The organism is Actinomadura sp. KC06 (assembly GCF_004348735.1).
GTDB lineage: Bacteria > Actinomycetota > Actinomycetes > Streptosporangiales > Streptosporangiaceae > Spirillospora.
In genome coordinates this window covers 1-22,023 of record NZ_SMKT01000145.1, presented here as the reverse complement: position 1 = coordinate 22,023, position 22,023 = coordinate 1, and the positions used below count along the sequence as shown (strand labels likewise).

The 22,023-nt window shown below is 71.8% G+C and carries 23 protein-coding genes; 10 read left to right on the top strand and 13 right to left on the bottom strand.

Annotated elements, in window-relative coordinates; genetic code table 11:
• Positions 1–106: 106 nt before the first annotated feature.
• Entirely contained in the window at positions 107–1,501 is a 1,395-nt protein-coding gene (locus E1287_RS33090; RefSeq protein ID WP_131969216.1) for a hypothetical protein, read from the bottom strand.
• Between the two features lie 491 nt (positions 1,502–1,992).
• Here E1287_RS33090 and E1287_RS33085 point away from each other — a divergent pair, with 491 nt between their 5' ends.
• Entirely contained in the window at positions 1,993–3,927 is a 1,935-nt protein-coding gene (locus tag E1287_RS33085; RefSeq protein ID WP_131969215.1) for a Xaa-Pro dipeptidyl-peptidase, read from the top strand.
• A gap of 62 nt (positions 3,928–3,989) precedes the next feature.
• Here the strand turns inward: E1287_RS33085 and E1287_RS33080 are convergent, their stop codons facing one another.
• Both E1287_RS33080 and E1287_RS33075 read right to left on the bottom strand, forming a co-directional pair.
• The gene (locus tag E1287_RS33080) at positions 3,990–5,657 is read right to left on the bottom strand and encodes an FAD-dependent oxidoreductase (RefSeq protein ID WP_131969214.1); all 1,668 of its coding nucleotides are present in this window, start codon (positions 5,655–5,657) and stop codon (positions 3,990–3,992) included.
• Positions 5,658–5,888: 231 nt separating this feature from the next.
• Entirely contained in the window at positions 5,889–6,971 is a 1,083-nt protein-coding gene (locus E1287_RS33075) for a DNA polymerase domain-containing protein (protein ID WP_131969213.1), read from the bottom strand.
• A gap of 52 nt (positions 6,972–7,023) precedes the next feature.
• Between E1287_RS33075 and msrB the strand changes: the two genes are divergently transcribed.
• Both msrB and E1287_RS33065 read left to right on the top strand, forming a co-directional pair.
• Positions 7,024–7,425: a peptide-methionine (R)-S-oxide reductase MsrB gene (gene msrB / locus E1287_RS33070; protein ID WP_131969212.1), complete on the top strand. Its 402-nt coding sequence runs from the start codon at positions 7,024–7,026 to the stop codon at positions 7,423–7,425.
• The gene (locus E1287_RS33065) at positions 7,322–8,002 is read left to right on the top strand and encodes a TIGR04222 domain-containing membrane protein (protein ID WP_131969211.1); all 681 of its coding nucleotides are present in this window, start codon (positions 7,322–7,324) and stop codon (positions 8,000–8,002) included. The genes msrB and E1287_RS33065 overlap by 104 nt, the downstream gene beginning before the upstream one ends.
• Before the next feature lie 34 nt (positions 8,003–8,036).
• Here the strand turns inward: E1287_RS33065 and E1287_RS33060 are convergent, their stop codons facing one another.
• From E1287_RS33060 to hemG, 3 genes are all read right to left on the bottom strand, one after another.
• On the bottom strand, positions 8,037–8,621 hold the full coding sequence (locus E1287_RS33060) for a hypothetical protein (protein WP_131969210.1): 585 nt from the start codon (positions 8,619–8,621) through the stop codon (positions 8,037–8,039).
• 72 nt (positions 8,622–8,693) lie between these two features.
• Positions 8,694–9,392 (bottom strand): hydrogen peroxide-dependent heme synthase, encoded by a 699-nt coding sequence (hemQ, locus tag E1287_RS33055; protein WP_131969209.1) that lies wholly within the window; start codon positions 9,390–9,392, stop codon positions 8,694–8,696.
• The gene (gene hemG, locus E1287_RS33050) at positions 9,389–10,816 is read right to left on the bottom strand and encodes a protoporphyrinogen oxidase (protein ID WP_131969208.1); all 1,428 of its coding nucleotides are present in this window, start codon (positions 10,814–10,816) and stop codon (positions 9,389–9,391) included. Before hemG ends, hemQ begins: the two co-directional genes overlap by 4 nt.
• A gap of 147 nt (positions 10,817–10,963) precedes the next feature.
• Here hemG and E1287_RS33045 point away from each other — a divergent pair, with 147 nt between their 5' ends.
• Positions 10,964–11,962 carry a DUF4349 domain-containing protein gene (locus tag E1287_RS33045; protein ID WP_131969207.1) on the top strand — a complete coding sequence of 333 codons (999 nt, stop codon included), beginning with the start codon at positions 10,964–10,966 and terminating at the stop codon, positions 11,960–11,962.
• Here E1287_RS33045 and hemE read toward each other — a convergent pair.
• On the bottom strand, positions 11,959–12,975 hold the full coding sequence (hemE, locus tag E1287_RS33040; protein WP_279507826.1) for a uroporphyrinogen decarboxylase: 1,017 nt from the start codon (positions 12,973–12,975) through the stop codon (positions 11,959–11,961). The two genes, E1287_RS33045 and hemE, sit on opposite strands and share 4 nt — an antisense overlap.
• 210 nt (positions 12,976–13,185) lie before the next feature.
• Between hemE and E1287_RS33035 the strand changes: the two genes are divergently transcribed.
• The 3 genes from E1287_RS33035 to E1287_RS33025 all read left to right on the top strand — a co-directional run bounded on the left by E1287_RS33035 (position 13,186) and on the right by E1287_RS33025 (position 15,596).
• Complete coding sequence (locus tag E1287_RS33035) at positions 13,186–13,392, top strand: hypothetical protein (protein WP_131969205.1); 207 nt, start codon at positions 13,186–13,188, stop codon at positions 13,390–13,392.
• 154 nt (positions 13,393–13,546) lie between these two features.
• Positions 13,547–14,113 (top strand): DUF3000 domain-containing protein, encoded by a 567-nt coding sequence (locus E1287_RS33030; protein WP_131969204.1) that lies wholly within the window; start codon positions 13,547–13,549, stop codon positions 14,111–14,113.
• A gap of 283 nt (positions 14,114–14,396) precedes the next feature.
• Positions 14,397–15,596, top strand: a complete 1,200-nt coding sequence (locus E1287_RS33025) for a ribonuclease D (protein WP_207934611.1) — start codon at positions 14,397–14,399, stop codon at positions 15,594–15,596.
• A 24-nt stretch (positions 15,597–15,620) separates the two neighbouring features.
• On the opposite strand, the gene E1287_RS33020 is transcribed toward E1287_RS33025, so the two are convergent.
• The 5 genes from E1287_RS33020 to E1287_RS33000 all read right to left on the bottom strand — a co-directional run bounded on the left by E1287_RS33020 (position 15,621) and on the right by E1287_RS33000 (position 19,412).
• A complete protein-coding gene (locus E1287_RS33020) occupies positions 15,621–15,983 on the bottom strand; it encodes a hypothetical protein (protein ID WP_131969202.1) in 363 nt (120 codons plus the stop codon).
• A gap of 75 nt (positions 15,984–16,058) precedes the next feature.
• Entirely contained in the window at positions 16,059–17,258 is a 1,200-nt protein-coding gene (locus tag E1287_RS33015) for an ABC transporter permease (protein ID WP_131969201.1), read from the bottom strand.
• The gene (locus E1287_RS33010) at positions 17,255–17,944 is read right to left on the bottom strand and encodes an ABC transporter ATP-binding protein (RefSeq protein WP_131969200.1); all 690 of its coding nucleotides are present in this window, start codon (positions 17,942–17,944) and stop codon (positions 17,255–17,257) included. Before E1287_RS33010 ends, E1287_RS33015 begins: the two co-directional genes overlap by 4 nt.
• Positions 17,941–18,987, bottom strand: a complete 1,047-nt coding sequence (locus tag E1287_RS33005; protein WP_243719591.1) for a peptidoglycan-binding protein — start codon at positions 18,985–18,987, stop codon at positions 17,941–17,943. Before E1287_RS33005 ends, E1287_RS33010 begins: the two co-directional genes overlap by 4 nt.
• On the bottom strand, positions 18,984–19,412 hold the full coding sequence (locus E1287_RS33000) for a hypothetical protein (RefSeq protein ID WP_131969199.1): 429 nt from the start codon (positions 19,410–19,412) through the stop codon (positions 18,984–18,986). The genes E1287_RS33005 and E1287_RS33000 overlap by 4 nt, the downstream gene beginning before the upstream one ends.
• 321 nt (positions 19,413–19,733) lie before the next feature.
• On the opposite strand from E1287_RS33000, the gene E1287_RS32995 reads away from it, so the two are divergent.
• The 3 genes from E1287_RS32995 to E1287_RS32985 all read left to right on the top strand — a co-directional run bounded on the left by E1287_RS32995 (position 19,734) and on the right by E1287_RS32985 (position 21,172).
• Positions 19,734–19,955 carry a hypothetical protein gene (locus E1287_RS32995; RefSeq protein ID WP_131969198.1) on the top strand — a complete coding sequence of 74 codons (222 nt, stop codon included), beginning with the start codon at positions 19,734–19,736 and terminating at the stop codon, positions 19,953–19,955.
• On the top strand, positions 19,948–20,538 hold the full coding sequence (locus E1287_RS32990) for a DUF2637 domain-containing protein (protein WP_131969197.1): 591 nt from the start codon (positions 19,948–19,950) through the stop codon (positions 20,536–20,538). The genes E1287_RS32995 and E1287_RS32990 overlap by 8 nt, the downstream gene beginning before the upstream one ends.
• 97 nt (positions 20,539–20,635) lie before the next feature.
• On the top strand, positions 20,636–21,172 hold the full coding sequence (locus E1287_RS32985; protein WP_131969196.1) for a hypothetical protein: 537 nt from the start codon (positions 20,636–20,638) through the stop codon (positions 21,170–21,172).
• A 126-nt stretch (positions 21,173–21,298) separates the two neighbouring features.
• Here E1287_RS32985 and E1287_RS32980 read toward each other — a convergent pair whose 3' ends face one another.
• Positions 21,299–22,021 carry a DUF5919 domain-containing protein gene (locus tag E1287_RS32980; RefSeq protein ID WP_131969195.1) on the bottom strand — a complete coding sequence of 241 codons (723 nt, stop codon included), beginning with the start codon at positions 22,019–22,021 and terminating at the stop codon, positions 21,299–21,301.
• Positions 22,022–22,023: the final 2 nt, after the last annotated feature.

The window sequence follows — 22,023 nt, the reverse complement described above, 5'->3', positions numbered from 1 at the left end:
GCCGGGCGGGGCGGCGGGTCCTGGGTGCCGAGGACGACGATGGCGAACGCGAGGAGCAGGTCGGCGAACAGCCATCCGGCGATGGCGGTCACCGACGTCCGGAGGTTCATCGGAACAACCGCCGCCTTCGTCCGCCCGCCCTGGCGAGCTGGTCGCGGAGGTGGTCGACCGAGCGCCGCAGCTCGGCGAACTCGGCGGTGAGGGCCCTGGTGCGGTCGTCGGCGAGGGGCAGGCCGGTGAGCAGCCGGTCCATCTCCGACTTCATGTTCGCGATCGCGGCGGTCATCCCGCCGTCGAGGTCGCGGACGGTCGCGGGCAGCTCGCCGAACGCGGACCGCGTGGACGTCAGCAGCCGCTCGATCTCGCCGACGATCAGGCCGAGGTGGTCGGCGGCGGCCTCGTGGCGGTGCGAGTACATGGCGCCTTCGGTGCGCCATTCGTCGAGGGCCGTCCGGATCGCCGTCCCGCTCGCGTCGAGGGCGGTCGCGATGCGGTCGCCGAGCCGGTCCCGGTCGGCGTCCGCCGCGGACCGCAGCTCCGTCGCGGCCTCCGCCACGGCCTTGCGGAGGCGCTCGGAGTCGGCCGTCGAGGAGCGGGACAGGCCGGCCGCCGCGTCGGCGACGGACGTGGCGGCGGACGCGATCTCGGTCAGCCGCCGGCCGACGCCGTCGATGGCGTCCTCGACGCGCCCGGCGGTCGCGCGCATCGCGTCGTCGCTCTTCAGCAGCGCCGCGGCGAGCTCCTCGACGCGTTCCATGCCGGTGCGCGTCTGCTCCAGGGCCTTCTGCGCCTGGTGCTGGAGGTCGTTGGCCACCGCGCCCGCCTTCCCGGCCGCGTCGGCGGCGGTTTCGAGCCGCTGCGCCGCGTGGTCGACGCGGGAGGCGTCGTCCATCCGGAAAAGGCCGAGGTGGAAGTCGGCGGCGGTGAGCGCTCCCGCGAGGTCGCGGGTGAGTCGCGCCCGCTCCTGCGCGTCGGCGCGGTCGGAATTCCTGCGGATCAGGGCCTGGCAGACCGAGACGAAGATCAGGAAGACGATCGCGAAGAGCGTCCACAGCGCGATTCGGTCGAAATAGAAACCTTCGCCGAGACGGCCGTTGAAACCGGTCTGCCACTGCTCTAGGAAGGACTTGCCGGCGAGCGCGGGATCGCCCCTGCTGCTCCGGTACGCGCTCGTCGCCTTGTAGAGGCCGATCCAGGTCAGCATGATCGGCAGGAAGATCAGCACGGCGGGCAGGAGGTCGAGGACGGCCGCCGTCCAGCGGCGCGTGCCGCTCTGCGGAAGATCGCCGACCGTGTCGTCGCGCAGGAAGGCGGCGTACAGGTCGACGGCCGCCCACCGGCCGAGATCCTGCTCCGCCTCCAGGTCGTCGGCGAGGCGGGCGAGCTGGGGCGATCGCGCCTCGAGGCGTTCCTCCGCCGCCAGGGCCCGAAGCCGTTCCACCGTATCGTCGCGCTCGAACAGATCCGGCGGGCCGGCCGCCCGGCCCGTGGTCGCCGTCAAAGAAACGCCCCCGTTTTCCCGTCTCGGTCGGGTTGTGCCGGACGGCACCATACACGTCCAGCATGAATCGAATATGGGGATTGTTGTCGATCCGCTGCGCTTTCCACTGCGTCACCCATCACAGTGGCCGCATTCGGACGTCCCGTCCGCGTCACCCGCGGCGGCGGGCCGGCGGTGCTAATGCCTACTCCATGATCAAGTTCGGCCGCCGGTGTTCGCGGCGGGAATTCCGATCTCGACAATCCGCGCTAAAGGCGCAAAGCACTCTTCGGGCCGGGTTCGGCGACGAACCGCACGGGGTGCGGCATCGCGCCAGGCCACGGCGCCGGGCGGAAGGCAAGGGCAGGACATGACCAAATCCGGCCTGAGTTACTCGGGCGCCGCCCTTTACCCGGCCACCGCCGGGCGAGACCCTGTGCCCCCGTAGAGATCATTTTCTATTCGGGAGGTGCGGGTTGGCCAGGAGATCCCTGAGACGAACCCGGCGGACGATGGCGGTGGCCGTGCTGACCGGGGCGGCGCTGGCCGCGGCGGGCGGGGCGACGGCGTTCGCGCAGGCGTCCCCCAAGATCGTGGTGAAGGACGGCGTGACCCAGCCGGTCTTCTCCTACAAGGACGCGATCCGCGAGCACGTGTACGTCGAGTCCGGCGTCGACAGCGACGGCGACGGCAAGCGCGACCGGGTCAACGTGGACATCATCCGTCCCAAGGAGACCGAGAAGGGCCTGAAGGTCCCGGTGGTCATGGACGCGAGCCCGTACTACGACAACGCGGGACGCGGCAACGAGAGCGAGCGCAAGACCTACGACGCGAACGGGAACCCGGTGAAGTTCCCGCTGTACTACGACAACTACTTCGTCCCGCGCGGGTACGCGTTCCTCGCCGTCGACATGGTCGGGACGACGAAGTCCGACGGCTGCCCGGTGAGCGGCGGGCCGTCCGACGTCCTCGGCGTCAAGGCCGTGGTCGACTGGCTCAACGGGCGCGCCAAGGCGACCCGCGCAGACGGCAGCGCGGTCAAGGCCGCGTGGAGCACCGGCCGCACCGGCATGATCGGCAAGTCCTACGACGGGACGCTCGCGAACGGCGTCGCCGCGACCGGCGTCGAGGGCCTGGAGACGATCGTCCCGATCTCGGCGATCAGCAGCTGGTACGACTACAGCCGCATGAACGGCGTGAAGTACTGGACGAACGAGCAGCCGTGGCTCTCCGACTACGTCGACACCGACCCGCCCGAGAAGTGCGCCGCGGTCCGCGCCGACCTCGGCGAGGGCGAGGACGACGCGACCGGCAACTACAACGCGTACTGGCGGGCCGCCGACTACCGGCACGGGACGATCGGCGACGTCCGCAACGTCCGCGCCAGCCTCTTCGCCTTCCATGGCGTCAACGACCTGAACGTGAAAGACAACCACTTCACGCTCTGGTGGAACGAGCTCGCCAAGCGCGGCATCGACCGGAAGGTGTGGCTGTCGCAGCGCGGCCACGTCGACCCGTTCGACACGAGGCGGGACGACTGGGTCGCGGTCCTGCACAAGTGGTTCGACCACGAGCTGCACAAGATCCGCAACGACGTGATGCGGCAGCCGCGCGCCGACATCGAGATCGGCCCCGACCAGTGGATCACCCAGCGGGACTGGCCGTCCCGGGACGCCCGGCCGGTCACCCTGCGGCCCGGCGCGGACGGCTCGCTCGGCCTGAAGCCCGCGGCGAAGGGATCGACGGTCACGTTCACCGACGAGCTCGGCCCGAACCGGCTGGGCCGTTCGGAGGGCGAGATGGTCAGCGACCCGGGGACGGCGAAGCCGTTCAGAGCCGCGTTCGTGTCGGGCCCGCTGCCGCTGACCGGGCGCCTGTCCGGGACGCCCGACGCCCGCCTGCGGATCATGCTGGACAAGCCCACGTCCAACCTGACCGCGCTGCTCGTCGACTACGGCGAGGACACCCGCGTCGACTACCTCGGCCGGGGCTCCGGCATCCGGACCCTCGACACCGAGGACTGCAACGGCGAGAGCGCGCCCGGCGACGACGCCTGCTACAAGCAGACGGAGGTCACCACGGTGACGTCGCCGGTGAACGTGGTCGCCCGCGGCTGGCTCGACGCCCAGAACGACCGGTCGCTGAGCCGTCCCACGCCGCTGAAGCCGGGCCGCTACTACGACGTCCGGTGGGAGACGCTCAGCCAGGAGTACGTGCTGAAGAAGGGGCACCGCCTCGCGCTGGTCATCGCCGGGACGGACTCCGACTACAACACCGAGACGCCCACCGAGGCCACGGTGACGGTGGATCTGCGCGGCAGCTCCATCAGCATCCCGGTGGTCGTCGGCGGGGACGACGCGGCGACCTCGCTCGTCCCGCAGCCGCTGACGACGTGGCGCGGCCCGTCCGGCGTCACGCTGCCCGTCCAGGAACGCAAGTTCCACTGATCCGATGAAGAGGCCGCCGTCCCCGAGGGGGCGGCGGCCTCGCCACGCCGGGGCCCGTCAGGTCAGTGACCGGCCGTGAGGCGCCTGGAGTCGGGGGCCCGCCGGACGGTCACCCGGCCGCCGCGCCGGCGGGCTATGGACTCGAAGGCCCAATCCGCCGACATCATCGCGCCCTCCTGCCATCCGGGAATCGGGCAGACCTGGTCGCCGATCACCATGACGTTGCCGTGCCCCTGGACGTTGACCAGGGTCTCGTACATCTCCCGGTGCTCGGCGATGGTGTGGTCCCAGTGGGCCCAGACGCCGAGCTGGTAGGGCACCTTGTGCCAGGCGATGCTCAGGCCCTGCCGGTCGGGGACGACGGACCGGTCGGCGAACTCGCGGTGCAGCCTCGCCCCGGCGGCCCGAGCCACCTTCAGCCGCTCGGCATGCGGGCGGGCGCCGAACTTCTCCCCGTTGTCGTAGGCGCAGTAGGCGCCGATCAGGACGCCCTTGCCGGAGGAGAAGTAGTCGCCGGACGGATACCAGATCTGCTGGATCTCGTCGTCGACCCAGCTGACGCCGCCGTAGATCCGGTCCTTCTCCGATTCCCAGAAACGCCGGTTCGCCTGCCAGCCCATCTTGCACCCGGGCGCGAACCAGACGCCGGCGACGGCCCGCGCGAATTCGCTGGAGAACCCCTCAAGCTCGACATGCTGCCGCAAAACCGGGATGGGGATGCTGCTCAAGCAGTAGTCGAAACTCTCGTCGTGCCGGCCGTCGGCATCCTGCCACGCGATCCGGACGCCATCCGGCCGCGACCTTATCGCGTGCACGGGGGCGTTGAGGGTGACGGTTCCGGCGGGCAGCGCGGACGCCATCCGGCGGACGAGATTGTCCATTCCGCCGACCGGCTGGAACATGGTGACCTGGTAGCCGTATTCGAACTCGTCGTAAAATCGCTGCTCCCAGAATCCACTTTCCACGATGTCGGAAAGGGACAGCGCGCCGACCTTCTGAGGCCTCTCCGGAATGCTGAGCGGAACGGCGGCCCCCGAGCGCAGGGACCCCTTGTAGGCGTGGTCCTCCGCGTCGAGATCGCCGAACGCGGTCAGCAGGCCCAGCAGCTTGGCGCGCTGGGCGTCGCTCAGCCCGCCGGCGTCCAGCAGCCCCTTCTTCACCGCGGCCGCCGCGTATGCGGCGATGTGTCCGCGGACGTCGTTGGAGATGTGGCCGTTGGTCACCGCCGCCCGCCGCCACACCCTGTCGGTCTGGTACAGGTTCGCGGCTGTCCGCATCAGGTACGGCTCGAGCACGACGCCGAGCCTGCGGCACATTCCGATGACCCGCTGGTGCTCGAAGGACAGGCGCGCCGGGCCGAGGTCGACGTGGAGGCCGCGGTCGAACCTGCACGTCTGGGTGCGGACAGATGCGTCCTCCCACACCTCGGTGATCGTGTCGCCGCGCCGGGCGGTGAGGTTGCGCCCGCCGACGCGCCCCTGCGCTTCCAGAACGGTCACCTTGTAGCCCGCCTCGGCGAATTTCAGCGCGGCGGTCAGCCCGCTGACACCGGCGCCGAGGATCGCGACGGTCTTCCCGGCGCCCTTCCTTCCGGCCGGTTTCAGCGGCCCGGCGGGCGCGGTCGCCGCGTCGGCCGGAGCGGCGCCGGTCATGACCTGCAGCAGGGTCGCGGACGCCGCCGCGCCCAGGAATGTGCGGCGGGAAGAGCCATTGTGCGGCTGGTCCATCATGCTCCTTCTGGGAGACGCGCCGGGGGGACACGTGACGGACAGCACGGTAAGTGACGTCCGACGATTCCTGACAGGAGCGGAAAATGAGCTAGTTGATCACGCAACGCGACAATGACAGCTCACCGGACGGTGCCTGGCACGTCCGGAATCGGCCAGTGAATTTCACCACACAGGCACAAAATTAGAGTGCCGGAAAAACCTGATTTCGGCCCGGGAGCAACCCCGATGGGGTCAGCGGTTGTCGGTGTCCTTGCTCGGCTGGACGCGCTTGGGCTCGCCGGGCATCTTCGGATAGTTGGGGGGATACGGCATGTCGCCGAGGCCGTGGTCGCGCTCGTCGCGGTCGGCGAGGTCGAGGAGGCCCTGCAGCGAGAACGACTCGTCGTCGATCGCGGCGTGCAGGTCGCCCAGCTTGGCGAAGCGGGCGGGCATGGTGGCGATGGTGAAGTCGTGCGGGTCGGCGTCGGCCAGCTCGTCCCAGGTCACGGGGGCCGAGACGGGGGCGTGCGGGGCGGGCCGGACGCTGTAGGCGGACGCGATCGTCCGGTCGCGGGCGTTCTGGTTGTAGTCGATGAAGACCTGCTCGCCGCGCTCCTCCTTCCACCACCGGGTGGTGACCTCGGCGGGGGCGCGGCGCTCCACCTCGCGGCCGAACGCGAGCGCGGCCCGGCGGACCTCGGTGAACGTCCAGCGGGGCTCAATGCGGACGTAGATGTGGACGCCGCCCTTCCCCGACGTCTTCACGAATCCGGTGAGCCCCAGCTCGGCGAGCAGGTCGCGGGCCGGGCCGAGCGCGACGCGGACGGCGTCGGAGAAGTCGGTGCCGGGCTGCGGGTCGAGGTCGATGCGCAGCTCGTCGGGGTGGTCGACGTCGCCGTCCCGGACGGGCCACGGGTGGAACGTCAGCGTGCCGAGGTTGGCCGCCCACGCGATCACGGCGACCTCCGACGGGCACACCTCGTCGGCGGAGCGGCCGCTCGGGAACGCGATCCGGGACGTCCGCACCCAGTCGGGCGCGCCCTTGGGGACGCGCTTCTGGTAGAACGCGTCGGACTTGCCCGCGCCCATGCCCGCTTGCCCGCGCGCGTAGTCCTCCCGGGTGGCCATGCGGGCGCCCTCGAAGACGCCGGCGGGCCAGCGCTCCAGCGTCGTCGGACGGTCGCGGGTGGCGCGCAGGATGCCCTCCCCCACGGCCACGTAGTAGTCGACGAGCTGCCGCTTGGTGTAGCCGTGCTCGGGAAAGTAGACCTTGTCGGGGTTGGACACCTTGACGAGCCGATCCCCGACCGGGATCTCGATGTAGGGCGAGGCCATACCCAGCACGTTAACCCACAGGTCGGACACGGCGGCGGGTACCGTCGACGGTATGGAGAAGATCCGCAAGAGCGAGGATGAGTGGCGGGCGGAGCTCAGCCCCGAGGAGTTCCACGTGCTGCGGGAGGCCGGCACCGAGAAGCCCTTCACCGGCGAGTACACCGACGCCAAGACCGTCGGGGTGTACCGGTGCCGCGCCTGCGGGACGGAGCTGTTCCGCTCGGAGACCAAGTTCGAGAGCCACTGCGGATGGCCGTCGTTCTACGCGCCGTCCGACTCCGACAAGGTCACGCTGATCGAGGATCGCTCCCTCGGCATGGTCCGCACGGAGGTGCGTTGCGCGGTGTGCGATTCGCATCTCGGGCACGTCTTCCACGGCGAGGGCTACGACACGCCCACCGACGACCGGTACTGCATCAACTCGATCTCCCTCACCCTCGAACCCGCCGAATAGGCCCAGGCAGCGTCGCGAAGGGGCCTCATTGGACGAGCTCGACCACTACGGCGTCGCGTATCTCTGCGGCGGGCCGTCCAGGGTCGTCCAGGTCGCGGTGCTCACCCTGTACGAGCGGCGCGGCATCCGGATCTCCAGGGCGACGCGCCGGGCCGACGCCGTGGTGCGCGAGCCCGGCGATCCGGTGGAGGCCGCCGTGCTCGCCGCGATCCCGGGCGCCGGGCGTCCGCTCGGGCAGGTGATCGCGGCGGCCGCGGAGTCGGCGGAGGCGCTCGCCGTCGCGGACGCGCTGCGCGAGGCCGGGCTGATGCGCGGCAGGCGGCCCACCCGGCGCGGCAGGGCGCTGCGCCGGACGCTCGCCGCGGAGCCGGGCGCGTCCCCGGCCGGACGGCTCGCCGCACTCGGACCGGACGGCGTCGAGGACGCCAGGCTGCGCGGGATCCTCCAGGCCGAAGACCCGAAACCGGTCGACCTGCCCCGCAACCGGCACCGCGGGCACGGGCTGGATTCCAGCAACCTGTCCGACCCACGGTTCGACGCGGGCGATTACGGGGGCGGCACAGGAGGCGGCTACTAGCTCCGGCGGCTCCCGGAAGGCCCCTCCCATGGCGCTAGCGGGTCTCCGCGACCCCGCAGTCGTCCCTGTCGCTCTGCTTGTTCGCGAGGACGACGCTGCCGTTGCCGTCGCTCTCCCCGTGGACGAAGACGCGGGGCTCGTCGTCGCCCGCGTTGCGCAGGAACTGGGTCGTCCACTCGCACAGGTTGACGGCGGGCCGGGAGTTCTCCTCCTCCTCGCCCAGGTCGGTGTACACGCGGACGAACGATCCGCTGCGGCGGACGTCCGTGACGTGCCTGACGACCTTCTTGCCCGGGTCCCTGGTCTGGAAGTAGGGCACGGCGTCGGTGACCTCGTCCGGGTCGCCGAGGGCGCCCGCCGATCCCTGCGGGGACGGAGGCGCGGCGGAGCGGACGGCCACGGCGGCCGTCCCGGACTCGCCGGTCCCCGGCCCGCCGGGCAGCGCCAGCACGGCGGCGGACGCGATCGCCGCGCCCGCCGCGAGCACCGTCCCGGCCGCGGCCAGCCGGTGCCGCCACGACCGGCGCGGCCACGCGGCGAGGCGGGTCCAGCGGATCTCGAACTCGGAGGGCGGACGGGCGTGCCGTCCACGGGGCCTACCGTCGGGAGACTTGCTCACGACCGGCACCCTACTCAAGTTCGGCCCCGCGTTTGGCCAGGTTGAAGCCGTTCCTAACCCCGCGGGCAGATCTCAGGCGAGACCGGCGACAAGTTCGGCGACCGGCTTGCGGCGACCCGTGTAGAACGGGATCTCCTCGCGCGTGTGGATCCGGGCCCGCGCGCCCCGCAGGTGCCGCATCAGGTCGACGATGCGGTGCAGTTCGTCCGCCTCGAACGCCAGCATCCACTCGTAGTCGCCGAGCGCGAACGACGCCACCGTGTTGGCCCGGACGTCGGGGTAGTCGCGCGCCATCTTGCCGTGCTCGGCGAGCATCGCGCGCCGCTCCTCGTCCGGCAGCAGGTACCACTCGTAGGACCGGACGAACGGGTACACGCACACGTAGGCGCGCGGCTCCTCGTCGGCGAGAAACGCCGGGATGTGGCTCTTGTTGAACTCCGCCGGGCGGTGCAGCGCCATCTGCGACCACACCGGCTCGCTGTTGCGGCCGAGGAACGTCCGGCGGAACCGGGTGTAGACCTCCTGGAGGTCGTCGGACGTGGGCGCGTGCCACCAGAACATGTAGTCGGCGTCGGCGCGCAGCCCGGCGACGTCGTAGGCGCCGCGGGTGGTGACGTCCTTCTCGGCGGCCTGGTCCAGGAGGTCCTGGACCTCGGCGGCGTCCCGCTCGCCCACCGAGCCGGGGGTCGCGAGCCGGAAGACCGACCACATCGTGTAGCGGATGACGTTGTTGAGTTCGCGTGCCTTCGGCTTGCCCGCCGGCTGCGTCATGATCTGCCCACCCTTCCGAGTTGCGGTGCGATCCGGGCGGCGGCCGCGCGCGCGGAGGCGATGCACGCGGGGATGCCCAGGCCGTCGTAGGCCGCGCCCGCGACGGCGAGCCCCGGCTGCCCGGCGACCGCGACCCGGATCTTGGCCACGCGGTCGGCGTGGCCCACGTTGTACTGCGGGAGGCCGCCCCCCCACCGGGTCACCCGGCTCTCCACGGGCAGCTCGGCGACGCCGCAGGTCGCGGCCAGCTCGGCCATCGCGGTGGCGGTCAGCTCGTCGTCGGCCCGCTGCAGCAGCCGCTCCTCGCCGAACCGCCCGATGGAGCAGCGCACCGCGATGACGCCGGGGTCGCGTTCGCGCAGGTGAGGCCATTTTACCGAGCTGAACGTAACGGCTTTGACGCCGCGTCCGCCGCGCTCCGGGTCGCTCTCCACGGCCGGGACGAGGTAGCCGCTGCCCTTGGGGAGGCGCGGGAACGCGGTGGTCCGGTAGGCGAGCGTGACGATCGCCATGCTGGCGTACTCGATGCCGGCGAGCTCGCGGGCGGCGGCCGGGACGTCCGGCTTGAGGAGCCGGGACGCGGGCGCGGCCGGAACGGCGATCACGACGGCGTCGGCGTCCAGCTGTTCGGGGTCGCGGGTCGGGCCGACGGTGAGCCGCCAGCCGCCGTCGCGGCGGCGCAGCTCGCGGACGGTCGCGTTCGTCCTGATCGTGCCCCCGGCGGCGGCGATGTCGTCCGCGAGCAGGTGCGGAAGGGCGCCGAGGCCGTCCGGCAGGGTGGCGAACACCGGGCCGGGGTCCTTGGGCGCGGCGTCCCGGACGCCTTGCACGGCGCCGATCAGCGAGCGGTGGGTGCGCGCGGCGGCGGCGACGGCGGGCAGCGTCGAGTCGAACGACAGCAGCTCGGCGCGTCCCGCGTACACGCCGCCGAGCAGCGGCTCGACGAGCCGGTCGACGACCTCGCGGCCGACGCGGGCGCCGATGAACCCGGCGACGGACACGTCGTCCCCGCGCCGCGTCTCCGGCAGGACGAGGTCGAGCGGGACGCGCGCCAGCCCGGCCGGGGACAGCACCTGGGACGCGGCCAGCGCCCGCAGGTCGGACGGCACGCCCATCACCTGCCCGGACGGGATCTTCCGCAGCGCGCCGCGGCTGAAGATCGCCGAGGACGTGGTGCCGGGGTTCACGAGGTCGTCGCCGCGTCCGAGGTCGCGGACCAGGTCGAGCCCTTCGGGGCGGCGGGCGAGCATCGCCTCGGCGCCCTCGTCCACCGGTATCCCCGCGATCTCGCTGACCCGCAGCTTGCCGCCGATCCGCGGGGAGCCCTCCAGCACGGTCACGCGCACCCCGCCGCGGGCGAGCAGGCGCGCGGCGGCGAGGCCCGCGATGCCGCCCCCGACGACGACGGCGTGGGACGTGGACATGCCCCAAGCCTCCCAGACGCCCCGCGGTACCGCGCACCGGGTCCGCCGGCGGAACCTTGGACGCCGTGACGTCCGTGTGCCCTGTTCGTGCCCGGATCGCGACGCGCCCGCCGGAACTGTGACCTGCGCCATCTCCGTCCAACGCCCATGCGGATCGTCAGGAATGTCAGGCAGGTCGCGTACGTGATGGTCGTCCTCCTGCTCGCCGGCACGCTCGCCGCCTGCAGCGGCAGCGACGGCGGGGGCGGCGAGTCGAGCACCGTGGACAAGGGAGGTGCCGCCGCGCCGGAGCGCCAGACGGGGACCGGCGGGAGGAACGCGGAGCCCGGCGCCCGGACGACGCCGCAGGCGCCCCTGGCCGGCGCGCGCGAGGTCGTCCACACGGCGCGGCTCCGGGTCAGGGCCGGCGACGTGGACGCGTCCGCCACCAAGGCCAAGCAGATGGTCGCGGCGGCGGGCGGCTACGTCGAGCGGGAGTCGAGTTCGAGCGACCCGGCCCGCTCCGAGATCGCCCTGAAGATCCCCGCCCCCCGCTACACCGAGCTGCTGAACCAGCTCAGCACGCAGCTCGGGACCAAGCTGTCGCTGACGCAGGAGGCCGAGGACGTCACGGGCGAGGTCGCGGACGTGGAGGCCCGCGTCCGGTCGGCCGAGGCGACGCTGGCGTCGTTCCGCAAGCTGCTCGAACGGGCGAACTCCGTCAGCGAGATCATCAACGTCGAGCAGGAGATCGCGGAGCGGGAGTCGGACCTGGAGGCGCTGCAGGCGCGCGAGAAGGCGCTCAAGAGCAGCACCCAGTACGCGACCGTGACCGTCACGCTGGAGAGCAAGCCCGCGCGGGCCGAGGAGAAGGACGACGACGGCGGGTTCGTGGACGCGCTCGGCGACGGCTGGAACGCCTTCGCCGCGTTCGTCGGCGGCGCCGCCGTCCTGTTCGCCTGGCTCCTGCCCTTCCTCGTCCTGGCCGCGGTGATCGCCGTGCCCGTGGTGGCGTTCCGGCACCGCCTGCGCGAGCGCTTCGGGATCGGCTCCGGCCGTCCGGCGCCCCGCAGGCCGGGCCCGCCGGCGCCCGCGCCGGAGCAGGCCGCCGCCGGCTCCGGGCCGTCGGGGCCGGGGTCTCCGAAGGGGCCGCCGCCGCCCGGCTAGAGCGTGTCTTCGGTGCTCGCCTCGTGGACGAGGTCCACGAGGCGGGCCAGCACGTCCGGGTCGGTGGACGGCAGCACGCCGTGCCCCAGGTTGAAGATGTGGCCCTCGGCGGTGCGGCCGCGGGCGAGCACGTCCCGGGCCCGGCGCTCCACCGTCTCCCACGGGGCGAACAGGATCGCCGGGTCGAGGTTGCCCTGCAGCGCCTTGCCGTGCGGGACGCGGCTGACGGCCTCGTCCAGCGGCACCCGCCAGTCGACGCCGACGACGTCCGCGCCCGCCTCCCCCATCAGGCCGAGCAGCTCGCCCGTCCCGACGCCGAAGTGGATGCGCGGGACGCCGAGCTGCTCGATCTCGGCGAAGATGCGGCGGGTGTGCGGCAGCACGGACTCGCGGTAGTCCTGCGCGGCGACCGCGCCGACCCACGAGTCGAACAGCTGCACGGCGCTCGCTCCCGCGGCGACCTGCACCTTCAGGAACGCGATCGTGAGGTCGGCGAGCCTGGCCATGAGGTCGGCCCACAGCTCGGGCTCGCCGTACATCAGGGCCTTGGTGCGCTCGTGGTTCTTGGACGGCCCGCCCTCGATCAGGTACGAGGCGAGCGTGAACGGGCCGCCCGCGAACCCGATCAGCGGGGTGGCCCCGAGCTCCCCGACCAGTCCCCGGACGGCCTCGGTCACGTACGGGACGTCGTCCGGCGCGAGCGGCCGCAGCGCCGCCACGCCCGCCGCGTCCCGGATCGGGTCGGCGATGACGGGGCCCACGCCCGGCTTGATGTCGAGGTCCACGCCGATGGCCTTGAGCGGCACCATGATGTCGCTGAAGAAGATCGCCGCGTCCACCGCGTACCGGCGCACCGGCTGCATCGTGATCTCGACGATCATGTCGGGGCGGGCGCAGGACTCCAGCATCGGGACGCCGTCGCGGACGCGCAGGTACTCGGGCAGCGAGCGTCCGGCCTGCCGCATGAACCACACGGGCGTGTGCGGCACGGGACGCCGACGGCATGCCTGCAGGAAGGGGCTCTCGGTCGCGGCACTGTCAGTCACGTTGCGATCGTCCCACGAAAAAACGGTGAGAAAGCACGGGAACGGGCCCTGGACCGGCACGAACTTCCGGACACGCCGAGCGAAGTCCCGCATTCTGTCACCCGCGCGTGCGAACGTGATGCGTGTCATAGCCGAGGGAGGTCCCCCTTGTACTGCTCCACCTGCGGTGATGAACGTATGTTCGAGCAGCCGCCGTGTCCGGACGGTCATGGTGAGGAGTGCCCCGAGCGGGCCTGCACGGAGTGCGGCGCGGCCGTCATGGTCGGCTCGCCGCTGACCGCGCCCGGCGCCGGGCGGGTCCCCGCCGCCCCCGCGCCCGCCCTGGCAACCCTGGCCTCCGGCGCGCCCGCCGGCCGCGCCGCCACCGTGCGGGCCGTGGCCTGACCGGCCCGGCCCCCGAAACGAAACCACCTGTGCCGTGCCTGCATCCCCTCCGCGTTCCCCCGTCACCGCCCCGTTCCGACATCGCCGACCCGAGAGCCGACCCGACCCACGCCCCCGCACCCGACCACTCCCCCGCGATCAGGCCGGTCCATCCATGAACCCACCTGCCTTCCAGCGGGCACTCGGCACGCTCCGCGAGATCCTCGACGGGCCGGGCGTCCGTCCGGAGCTCGATCTGGAGGACATGCCCGCCCCGCAGAGCCTGGCGCCCTACGCCGCCGCCTTGTCCGGCAGCGTCTACCGCGACGACGACACCGAGGTCGCGATGGGGCGCCTCATCGTCCTGTACGACCCGGGCGGCGACAGCGGCTGGACGAACGGGTTCCGCATCGTCGCCTACATCCGCGCCGATCTGGAGCCCGAGATCGCCGCCGACGAGCTGATCGGCTCCGTCGCGTGGGACTGGCTGCTCGAGGCGCTGGAGCCCGCCGGGTACGCGGGCGTGTCGGGGACGATCACCCGCGCGGTGTCGGAGAGCTTCGGCGACAAGCGCGACGAGCCGTCCACGACGGAACTGGAGCTGCGCGCGTCCTGGTCCCCGACGGGCGACGATCTCGCCCCGCACGTGGCGGCCTGGTGCGAGGTGATGTGCACGACGGCGGGCCTGCCGCCGTCCGGCGTCGCCGCGCTGCCGGACCGTCCGGGCGGGGCAAGCGGCTGAGCGACGTACGGTAGGGGACGTGAGCACAGCGTCCGAGACCGAGGCGGCGGAAGTGCACACGGGAGCCGGCAGCCCTTTTCGTCCGTCCGCGTCCCGGAAGCCTCGCACGGCTCGTCGACCCGAGGATGAAAAAGGTTCTGTGGGAGTGTCCGAAACGCGCGCCACCGGCCCCGAGCGGGACACCGGTGCTGAGACCACGGCCGCGACGCGGTCCGGGACCGTTCCAGAGCAGGCCGCGCGGGAGCCGGCCGCCGAGGCCGGGGACGCTCCCCCGCCCGTCCCGCTGCTGGAGCCGCGCGAGGGCGTCCCGTCCGTCGTCACCGACGCCGCCGACCTGGAACGTGTCATCGCGGCGTTCGCCGCGGGCGCCGGGCCCGTGGCCGTCGACGCCGAGCGGGCGTCCGGCTACCGGTACGGGCAGCGCGCGTACCTGATCCAGCTGCGCCGCGCGGGCGCCGGCACGGCGCTGATCGACCCCATCGCGCTGCCCGACCTGTCCGGCCTGGACGCCGCGATAGCCGACGCCGAGCTCGTCCTGCACGCCGCCAACCAGGACCTCCCGTGCCTGGCCGAGGTCGGCCTCGTCCCGCGCCGGCTGTTCGACACCGAGCTGGCGGGGCGGCTGCTCGGCTATCCGCGCGTCGGGCTCGGGTCGATGGTCGAGAACGTGCTGGGCTTCCTGCTGGAGAAGGGGCATTCGGCGGCCGACTGGTCGACGCGCCCCCTCCCGGAGGACTGGCTCCGCTACGCCGCGCTGGACGTCGAGCTGCTGGTCGAGCTGCGCGACGCCCTGCACGACGAGCTGGAGGCGGCGGGCAAGCTGGAATGGGCGCTGGAGGAGTTCGCCGCGATCCTGACGACGCCGCCGAAGCCGCCGCGGGCCGACCCGTGGCGCCGCACGTCCGGCATCCACCGGGTGCGCAACCGGCGCGCGCTCGCCACCGTCCGGGAGATCTGGGAGGCCCGCGACAAGATCGCCCGCGAGCGGGACCTGTCCCCGGGCCGGGTGCTGCAGGACGCCGCGATCATCGAGCTGGCGCAGCGCGCCCCGCGCACCCCCGCCGAGCTGCAGGCCCTGCCGACGATGCGGGGCCGCGGCGCCCGCCGGCACCAGTCCGCGTGGCTGCGCGCCGTCGCCCGCGCCCGCGACCTCACCGACCGCGGCCTGCCGGAGCCGACCGTCCCCGGCGACGGCCCGCCGCCCGCGCACCGCTGGGCCGACCGCGACCCGGAGGCCGCCAAGCGCCTCACCGCCGCCCGCGCCGTCGTCGCCGCGCTCGCCGACGAGCACTCCATGCCGTCGGAGAACCTCATGCAGCCCGACTCCGTCCGGCGGCTGGCCTGGACGCCGCCGCCGGAGGCGTCCGCCTCGGCGATCGCCGCCGCGCTGCGCGACCTCGGCGCCCGCCGCTGGCAGGTCGAGCTCACCGCGCAGCCCCTCGCCCGCGCCTTCCTCCGCCTGGAGTGCAAGGGCGACCTCTGAGCCGGACGGGCCTTTCCGCGCGCCTCAGAGGTCGGGGAGGGGGTCCTTCGGGAGGCTGTCTCGGTCGAAGATCTCGGCGTCGGCCGCGTTGACGACCGCGATGTACTCGTCGTCCATCTCGAACACCGCGCCCGCGAACTCGAACGACGCGCCCGCGTTGGTCTCCACCGGCCCGAGCCGGGTGCCGCGCGGGTAGCTCCCCCACACGGACTTCGGCGTGCTGCGGCTCATCGCGCCGGTGGAGATCACCGCGATCTGGTCGTCGGTGATGACGAAGATGAAACCCGCCCCGCCGCCGTAGGCCATCGCGGGGAAGATGTAGCGGATCTCCCCGTCGATCCCGAGGAACTCCCGGCAGCGTTCGCGAAGCGGGCGTGGCACCGGCATGGCTGTGGAGTCACCTCCCCCAGGCGAGACAGCGTCGTCCCAATCATGCACCCGTTCATGACGGCGTCGCCAGAGTCAGACGGTGGCCAGGGCCGCGGTCGGGGGCAGCCGCGCCGCGCGCATCGCCGGATAGAGCCCCGCGACGGTCCCGATCGCGAGCGTCGCGGCGAGCGCGCCGCCGAGCGCCCACACGGGGACCACCGGCGGCCAGCCCTTCCACAGCGCGAACCCGGTGGTCACGGCCGCGCCGAGGACGACGCCCGCCGCGCCGCCGAACGCCGACAGCAGCAGCGACTCGGCGAGGAACTGCGTCCGGACCTGGCCGCGCGTCGCACCGAGCGAGCGGCGCAGCCCGATCTCGCGGCGCCGCTCCAGCACCGAGATCACCATCGTGTTCGCGACGCCGACGCCGCCGACGAGCAGCGCGACCGCGCCGAGCCCGAGCAGCAGCCCGGTGAACGCGCCGGTCGCGGCCGCCTTGGCCTCCAGCGCGTCCGAGGGACGGCTGACCTGGACCTCCTCGGGATGCTCCGGATTCACCGTCCGCGCGAGAACCTCCCGTACATCGGCGACGGAGTCGTCCGCCGACCGCTCGTAGATCGTCGTCGGGTGCCCGTCGAAGCCCAGGTAGCGGCGCGCCGCGTCCCAGCCGACGAGCGCGGAACGGTCGATCTCCGGCGCCAGCTCCGCAGGCCGCAGGACGCCGAGGACGACGAACCAGCGCCCGCCGATCCACACCTGGCCGCCCGCCCGGTCCAGGCCGAGCCGCCGCGCCGCCTCCGCGCCGAGCACGACGCCCGGGTAGCGGGCCGTGCCCGCGTTCAGCCAGCGCCCGCTCGCCGTCCCCACGCCGAGGGTGCCGAGCAGGTCAGGCGTCGCGGCCTGGACGGAGATGCCGTGCGTGACCTCGTCCGGGATCTTGTCGGTGCGGCGGACGGTCGCGGCCACGGCGCCCGTCGCACCGACCGCCGTGACCGGCCCGATCCGCCGGACCATCTCCGGCGCCGACTCCGGCAGCGCGGCCTTCTCGCCGAACAGCGTGTCGCCCGGCCGGGCCGTCAGCAGGTTCGTGCCGAGCCGGTCGAGCCGCCGCAGCAGGTCCTCCTTCCCGGACGACGAGATCCCGATCACCGCGACCATCGTGGCGATCCCGATCGCGATGCCGAGCGCGGACAGCACCACCCGCGCCGGACGCGCCCGCAACCCGCCCAGGCCGACGCGCAGCACGTCCGCCGGGCCGAGCCTGGCCGGTTCCAGTTCTGACGTCGCGCTCATCGGCTGCCCGCCCCCGCCCGCTCGTCGGCCACGATCAGGCCGTCCAGGACCCGGACCCGGCGCGGCGCCGCGGCCGCCACGTCCAGATCGTGCGTGATGATCGCGACGGTGGTCCCGGCGCGGTTCAGCTCCTCCAGCAGCGCCAGCACCTCGGCGCCCGCCGCGGAGTCGAGGTTGCCGGTCGGCTCGTCCGCCAGCAGCAGGCCGGGCTCGCCCACCACGGCCCGCGCCACCGCGACCCGCTGCTGCTCACCGCCCGACAGCTCGTGCGGCCGGTGCCCGGTCCGGTGCCCGAGCCCGACCCGTCCGAGCGCGGCCCTCGCCCGCTCCCTGCGCTCCCTCAGCCCGGCCCCGCTGTACAGGAGCCCGTCGGCGACGTTGTCGAGCGCGCTCACGCCCGCCGCCAGATGGAACTGCTGGAACACGAACCCGATATGGCGCGCCCGCAGGGCCGACAGCGCCCGGTCGCTCAGCCCCGCCACCTCGTGCCCGGCGACCCGCACGCTTCCCCTGGTCGGACGGTCCAGCGTCCCGATCATGTGCAGGAGCGTCGACTTCCCCGACCCCGAGGGCCCGACGATCGCCGCCATCTCCCCCGCCCCGATCACCAGGTCCACGCCCCGCAGCGCCGCGACGCCGCCCCCGTACTCCTTGGCCACCCCGGCCAGCTCCACGATGTTCGTCATTCCGCGGGCACCCCGACCTGCACGCCTTCGGCGACCCCGGCCCCGGCGACCTCGACCCGACCGCCCCCGAACGCCCCGATCTCCACGGCCGCGAGGCGCCGCCGCCCGCCGTCCACGACCTCGACCCCGAAGCCGCCCTCGCGCAGCGCGAGCAGCGCCTCCACCGGCACCGACAGGACGTCCTCGCGCCGCTCGCTCTCCAGCTCGACGCTGACCGGCGCCTCGTCGAACCGCCCCGTCCCGGCGTCGCCGAGCGAGATGTCGACGCCGATCGTGGTCTTCTTCTCCTGCCCCTCCCCCGTGCTCTGCGCGACCTCGCTGACGCTGCTGATCGTCCCTTCGACCTTCTTCCCGCCCGGCAATTCCACGGAGACCTTCGCGCCTTTCCGGGCGAGGTCCTGCTTGTCGGCGTCCAGGTCGACATGCACGACCCGCCGGGTGCCGGCCACGGTCAGCACGGGCTGCCCCTTGGCCGTCTGCTTTCCCTCCGGCGCCTTGACCTCCCTTATCTGGACGGGCCCGTCCAGGAACACGACCTGCACGCCATCGACCATTCCGGTCTGCTCAAGGCCGCGATCGTCCTGCCATTCCTTGACCGCGATCTCGGTGGCCCCGGTGAACTCCTCGTCCACGGTCATCCCCTGGTAACCGAGTGCCCGCAAGTTCTGTTCGAGCTGCCGCACGTCCTTCCCCGAGTCGCCGTTCTTGAGCGTCCGGTACATGGGGCTGCCGCCGTACATGAGCGTCACGGGGTCGCCCGCGACCTTCAGCAGCGCCCCGCCCCGCTTGACGGTCGCTCCCTCCTCGGGCGCCCATGTCACGACGCCGGACGCGCCCGTCCACACCTCGCGGACGTCGTCGTGGGTGAGCTTCCCGTCGACCGTCTCGGTGTCCACGAGATCACCCCGGCTGACCACGGCGGTCCGCAGCTTCGCCGTGTTCCCGGCCTGCGCCTCGCCGCCGTCCGCCGTCCAGGCCAGCGCGCTCCCGCCGCCGACCACCACCACGACGGCCATCCCGCCCGCGACGACCCCGCGCCTCACTTCCCGGCCCCCGGCAGGCTGCCCCTGCACGCCGCCCGCGCCTTCTCGACCGCGTCCCGGCCGATGCTCGCCGTCGGAACCACGATCTGCCCGTCCGGCCCCGGATCGGGAACGTCCACGCCGTGCTCGCGCATGCACTGCGCGAACTTGACGTACTGGTCACGAACCTTCGGATCCTTGAGATCCGGGAATTTCCCTCCGGCCTTCAGCCACGACTGGCATTTCTCCAGCGCCGCCTGAAGCTTCTTCCTGTCGGTCCCCTTGCCCAGCCGCGTCGATTTCTGGTCGACGCTGCTCGGGTCGGGAACGTCCACCCCGTTCTCCCGCATGCACTGCGCGAACTTGAGCTGCGCGTCCTCGGGCGAAAGCGAGGCCGAGGCCGACCCCGACGCCGTAGCCGCCGCCGACCCACCGACACTCGCCACCCCGCTCTCCTCATCACTCCCGCACCCGGCCGCCCCAAGCACGACCGACACCGCGATCACCGCGGCCCACACCCGTTCCCTCATCACGCCCTCTCCCCCGAGGCCACACACCCCGGACGAAGCGCCATAACACCCCCCACCGCGTTAAACCCGCATTAGCCGTGCACCCTCCGCCGGAATCGGATCACGTCGGAAGACGTCGACAAGGAGCCCTCTCACCAGCAAAAACGCCCGGGTGAGTCGCGGCGAGTCGAACCGGATCGAGCCTCATTGGCTCCCGGCCCTGGCTCCCGTGGCTCCCCGGACGAGAGAGGAGGCGTCATGTCCCTAAAGATCACCGAAGACAAGATGACCATCGTCCTGGACGGCGAAACCATCGCCACCGCCACCCGCACAGACTGCGGCTGGCACGTCACCACAAGCCCCCGCCCCCTAGACCGCAACTCCGCAATCACGTCCCTGATGCTCGCCGAGCGCACCATCACCCACGGCGAAAACGACCCCTGCGTGATCGAGTGGCGAAGGGAGCTGGCCCGTGACTGACCGCCTCATCAGAATCACAACGGCCCTCGCCGTGGTTGCGGTGGCCGCCGTAGCGGCCGTCATCTCGTACCGCCACGCCTACGAACTCGTCCACTCGAACGGCGAGACGGGTCCGACCGCACGCCTCGTCCCGTTCACGGTGGACGGCCTCATCTGGGCAGCGTCCATGGTGATGCTGGACGCCAGCCGCCGAAAGCAGCCCGCACCGCCTTTGGCCAAGTGGAGCCTCGCCGTGGGCATCGTGGCCACGGTAGGCGCAAATGTGGCGCACGGCGCATCCCACGGTGTCATAGGCGCGGCAGTCAGCGCATGGCCCGCCCTCGCGCTAGTCGGCTCCTTCGAACTCCTTATGACCCTCACACGCGCCGCAGCACACTCGGACCACGTCCAGGACGAGCAACGCACCGAACCGGTACCGTCCCGCACCAAGACGGAGCAGACACCGGAACAAGCGGTGCTGGACGAGTACAGGGCGAGCCTCAACGGTCCCGGCCGCCCGCTCTCACAGCGCTACCTCGCCGAGAAACACGGCATCGACCGCCGCAGGGTGAAGCAGATCGTCTCTACCGTCGCACAGCTCTGAACCGGAGGTGCGGACACCAACGCCCCCGCTGACACTCCTGATCGGCGGGGGCGTTATTCATGTCTCAATGGCGCGGGACGTTTGCCATACTCGCCTCATGGCGCGGCAACAACCCCCGTTCGGCAGAGGAGTTGTCTCATGGACCAACGTTTGGAGACGCGCATGTAGGGATGATGAGGAGAAACTTCGCGACCGGTATCCGGAACACGATGATTATTCTGCAACCAACATGCACAGCCTCCGCGGTCTGGCTCTTGGTCAAGCCGCAGAACTAGAATCAGCGCTGGGCGAGATCATCCGGACCCTGGATCCCAGCGCCAAGCTTGACAAGCAGACGGCAGGGCAACGACTGAGATGGGTGGAGAAGCTCGTCGATATTGACGACTGGGCTTGGGAACTAGAGGCAATTGAGAAGGCCGTTAAGACGCGAAATCGTCTCGCTCACAACGAAATACAAATCGGATCGGTTTGGCGCGACTACGCCACGGGAGATGGCGGAGAGTTCGTACCTGTCATCAGCCTTTTGGGGCAGGTGGATTACGATGAATCCGACCTCCTCTCCGACCTCTCGCTCATGCAGCATGCCACGCTAATGGCCATAGAGATCCTCCGCTCACAACTTGGGGGGACGTAGAAAATCCCGGGAGCTTGAGCTTCGGTGCTGATCTGCTGAAGCATCGATGGCCGGTCATCTTCGCGACCCGAATCAAGCGCGCCCCGTCACTCCGACACGAACCTCACAAGCACGCCCTTCCCTTGCCTACGGAAGGAGAGCGGCGCTCGACCACACGCGCTCGAAGCTCTCCAGATAGGTGCTTGCCATATCACCGTCCCCTGCTCTCCGCAGGTGCAACACGGGCGCGTGAGACGCGGCGATGCCGTACGCGTGGGGGTTGATCAGTAGGTCGTGATCGGCGCGGTAGATCGAGTTGTAGAGAACGGTGTCGTGTAGCCGGATCTCAACGCCGTCTACGTCCTGTAGGGCCCGGTAGTGGACGAGGGCGTTTCGGATTTTTGCGGCCATGGATTCGCCTACGCCCTCGTCGCTGCCGCGTTCAGCGACGCACGCCCCATCCGGATTTCCGAGGAGGATGCGCACACTGACGCCGTCACGTGCTCTGTCGGCTAGTGCGCGCATGATGCCGGTGTCTTCGGCGAGGAAGAGGCCCGCGTAGGCCAGGATGCCGATCTCGTCTCGCGCGCTGTTGAAGAGCTGCTGCCAGACCGGGCGAGGTACGGCCCAGCGGTGCGGGTAGGTCGCGAGGATCTCGATCACCGGTGTCTCTGCCTGGGCGTTCGTCAGCGTGAGTTGTGGCCAGAGGTCCGCCTCGTCTCGGCCGACGAGTGACGCGATCCTTGTCCGGTGGCGTGGGTAGGGCAGGCGTCCGGCGACCCATCGGTGGACGGTTTTGGGGTCGACGCCCAGGCGGGCCGCAACGCCGGCTTCGGTCATGTGCGCGTCGGCAAGGGCGCGTCGCAACAAGT

What these genes read in the sequence shown, in the direction of transcription:
- E1287_RS33085 (WP_131969215.1), top strand. Translation starts at nt 1,993, where the DNA reads ATGGCGGTGGCCGTGCTGACCGGGGCGGCGCTGGCCGCGGCGGGCGGG.
- E1287_RS33080 (WP_131969214.1), bottom strand. Translation starts at nt 5,657, where the DNA reads ATGATGGACCAGCCGCACAATGGCTCTTCCCGCCGCACATTCCTGGGC.
- E1287_RS33075 (WP_131969213.1), bottom strand. Translation starts at nt 6,971, where the DNA reads ATGGCCTCGCCCTACATCGAGATCCCGGTCGGGGATCGGCTCGTCAAG.
- msrB (WP_131969212.1), top strand. Translation starts at nt 7,024, where the DNA reads ATGGAGAAGATCCGCAAGAGCGAGGATGAGTGGCGGGCGGAGCTCAGC.
- hemQ (WP_131969209.1), bottom strand. Translation starts at nt 9,392, where the DNA reads ATGACGCAGCCGGCGGGCAAGCCGAAGGCACGCGAACTCAACAACGTC.
- hemG (WP_131969208.1), bottom strand. Translation starts at nt 10,816, where the DNA reads ATGTCCACGTCCCACGCCGTCGTCGTCGGGGGCGGCATCGCGGGCCTC.
- E1287_RS33045 (WP_131969207.1), top strand. Translation starts at nt 10,964, where the DNA reads ATGCGGATCGTCAGGAATGTCAGGCAGGTCGCGTACGTGATGGTCGTC.
- E1287_RS33035 (WP_131969205.1), top strand. Translation starts at nt 13,186, where the DNA reads ATGTTCGAGCAGCCGCCGTGTCCGGACGGTCATGGTGAGGAGTGCCCC.
- E1287_RS33030 (WP_131969204.1), top strand. Translation starts at nt 13,547, where the DNA reads ATGAACCCACCTGCCTTCCAGCGGGCACTCGGCACGCTCCGCGAGATC.
- E1287_RS33020 (WP_131969202.1), bottom strand. Translation starts at nt 15,983, where the DNA reads ATGCCGGTGCCACGCCCGCTTCGCGAACGCTGCCGGGAGTTCCTCGGG.
- E1287_RS33015 (WP_131969201.1), bottom strand. Translation starts at nt 17,258, where the DNA reads ATGAGCGCGACGTCAGAACTGGAACCGGCCAGGCTCGGCCCGGCGGAC.
- E1287_RS33010 (WP_131969200.1), bottom strand. Translation starts at nt 17,944, where the DNA reads ATGACGAACATCGTGGAGCTGGCCGGGGTGGCCAAGGAGTACGGGGGC.
- E1287_RS32995 (WP_131969198.1), top strand. Translation starts at nt 19,734, where the DNA reads ATGTCCCTAAAGATCACCGAAGACAAGATGACCATCGTCCTGGACGGC.
- E1287_RS32985 (WP_131969196.1), top strand. Translation starts at nt 20,636, where the DNA reads ATGGCGCGGCAACAACCCCCGTTCGGCAGAGGAGTTGTCTCATGGACC.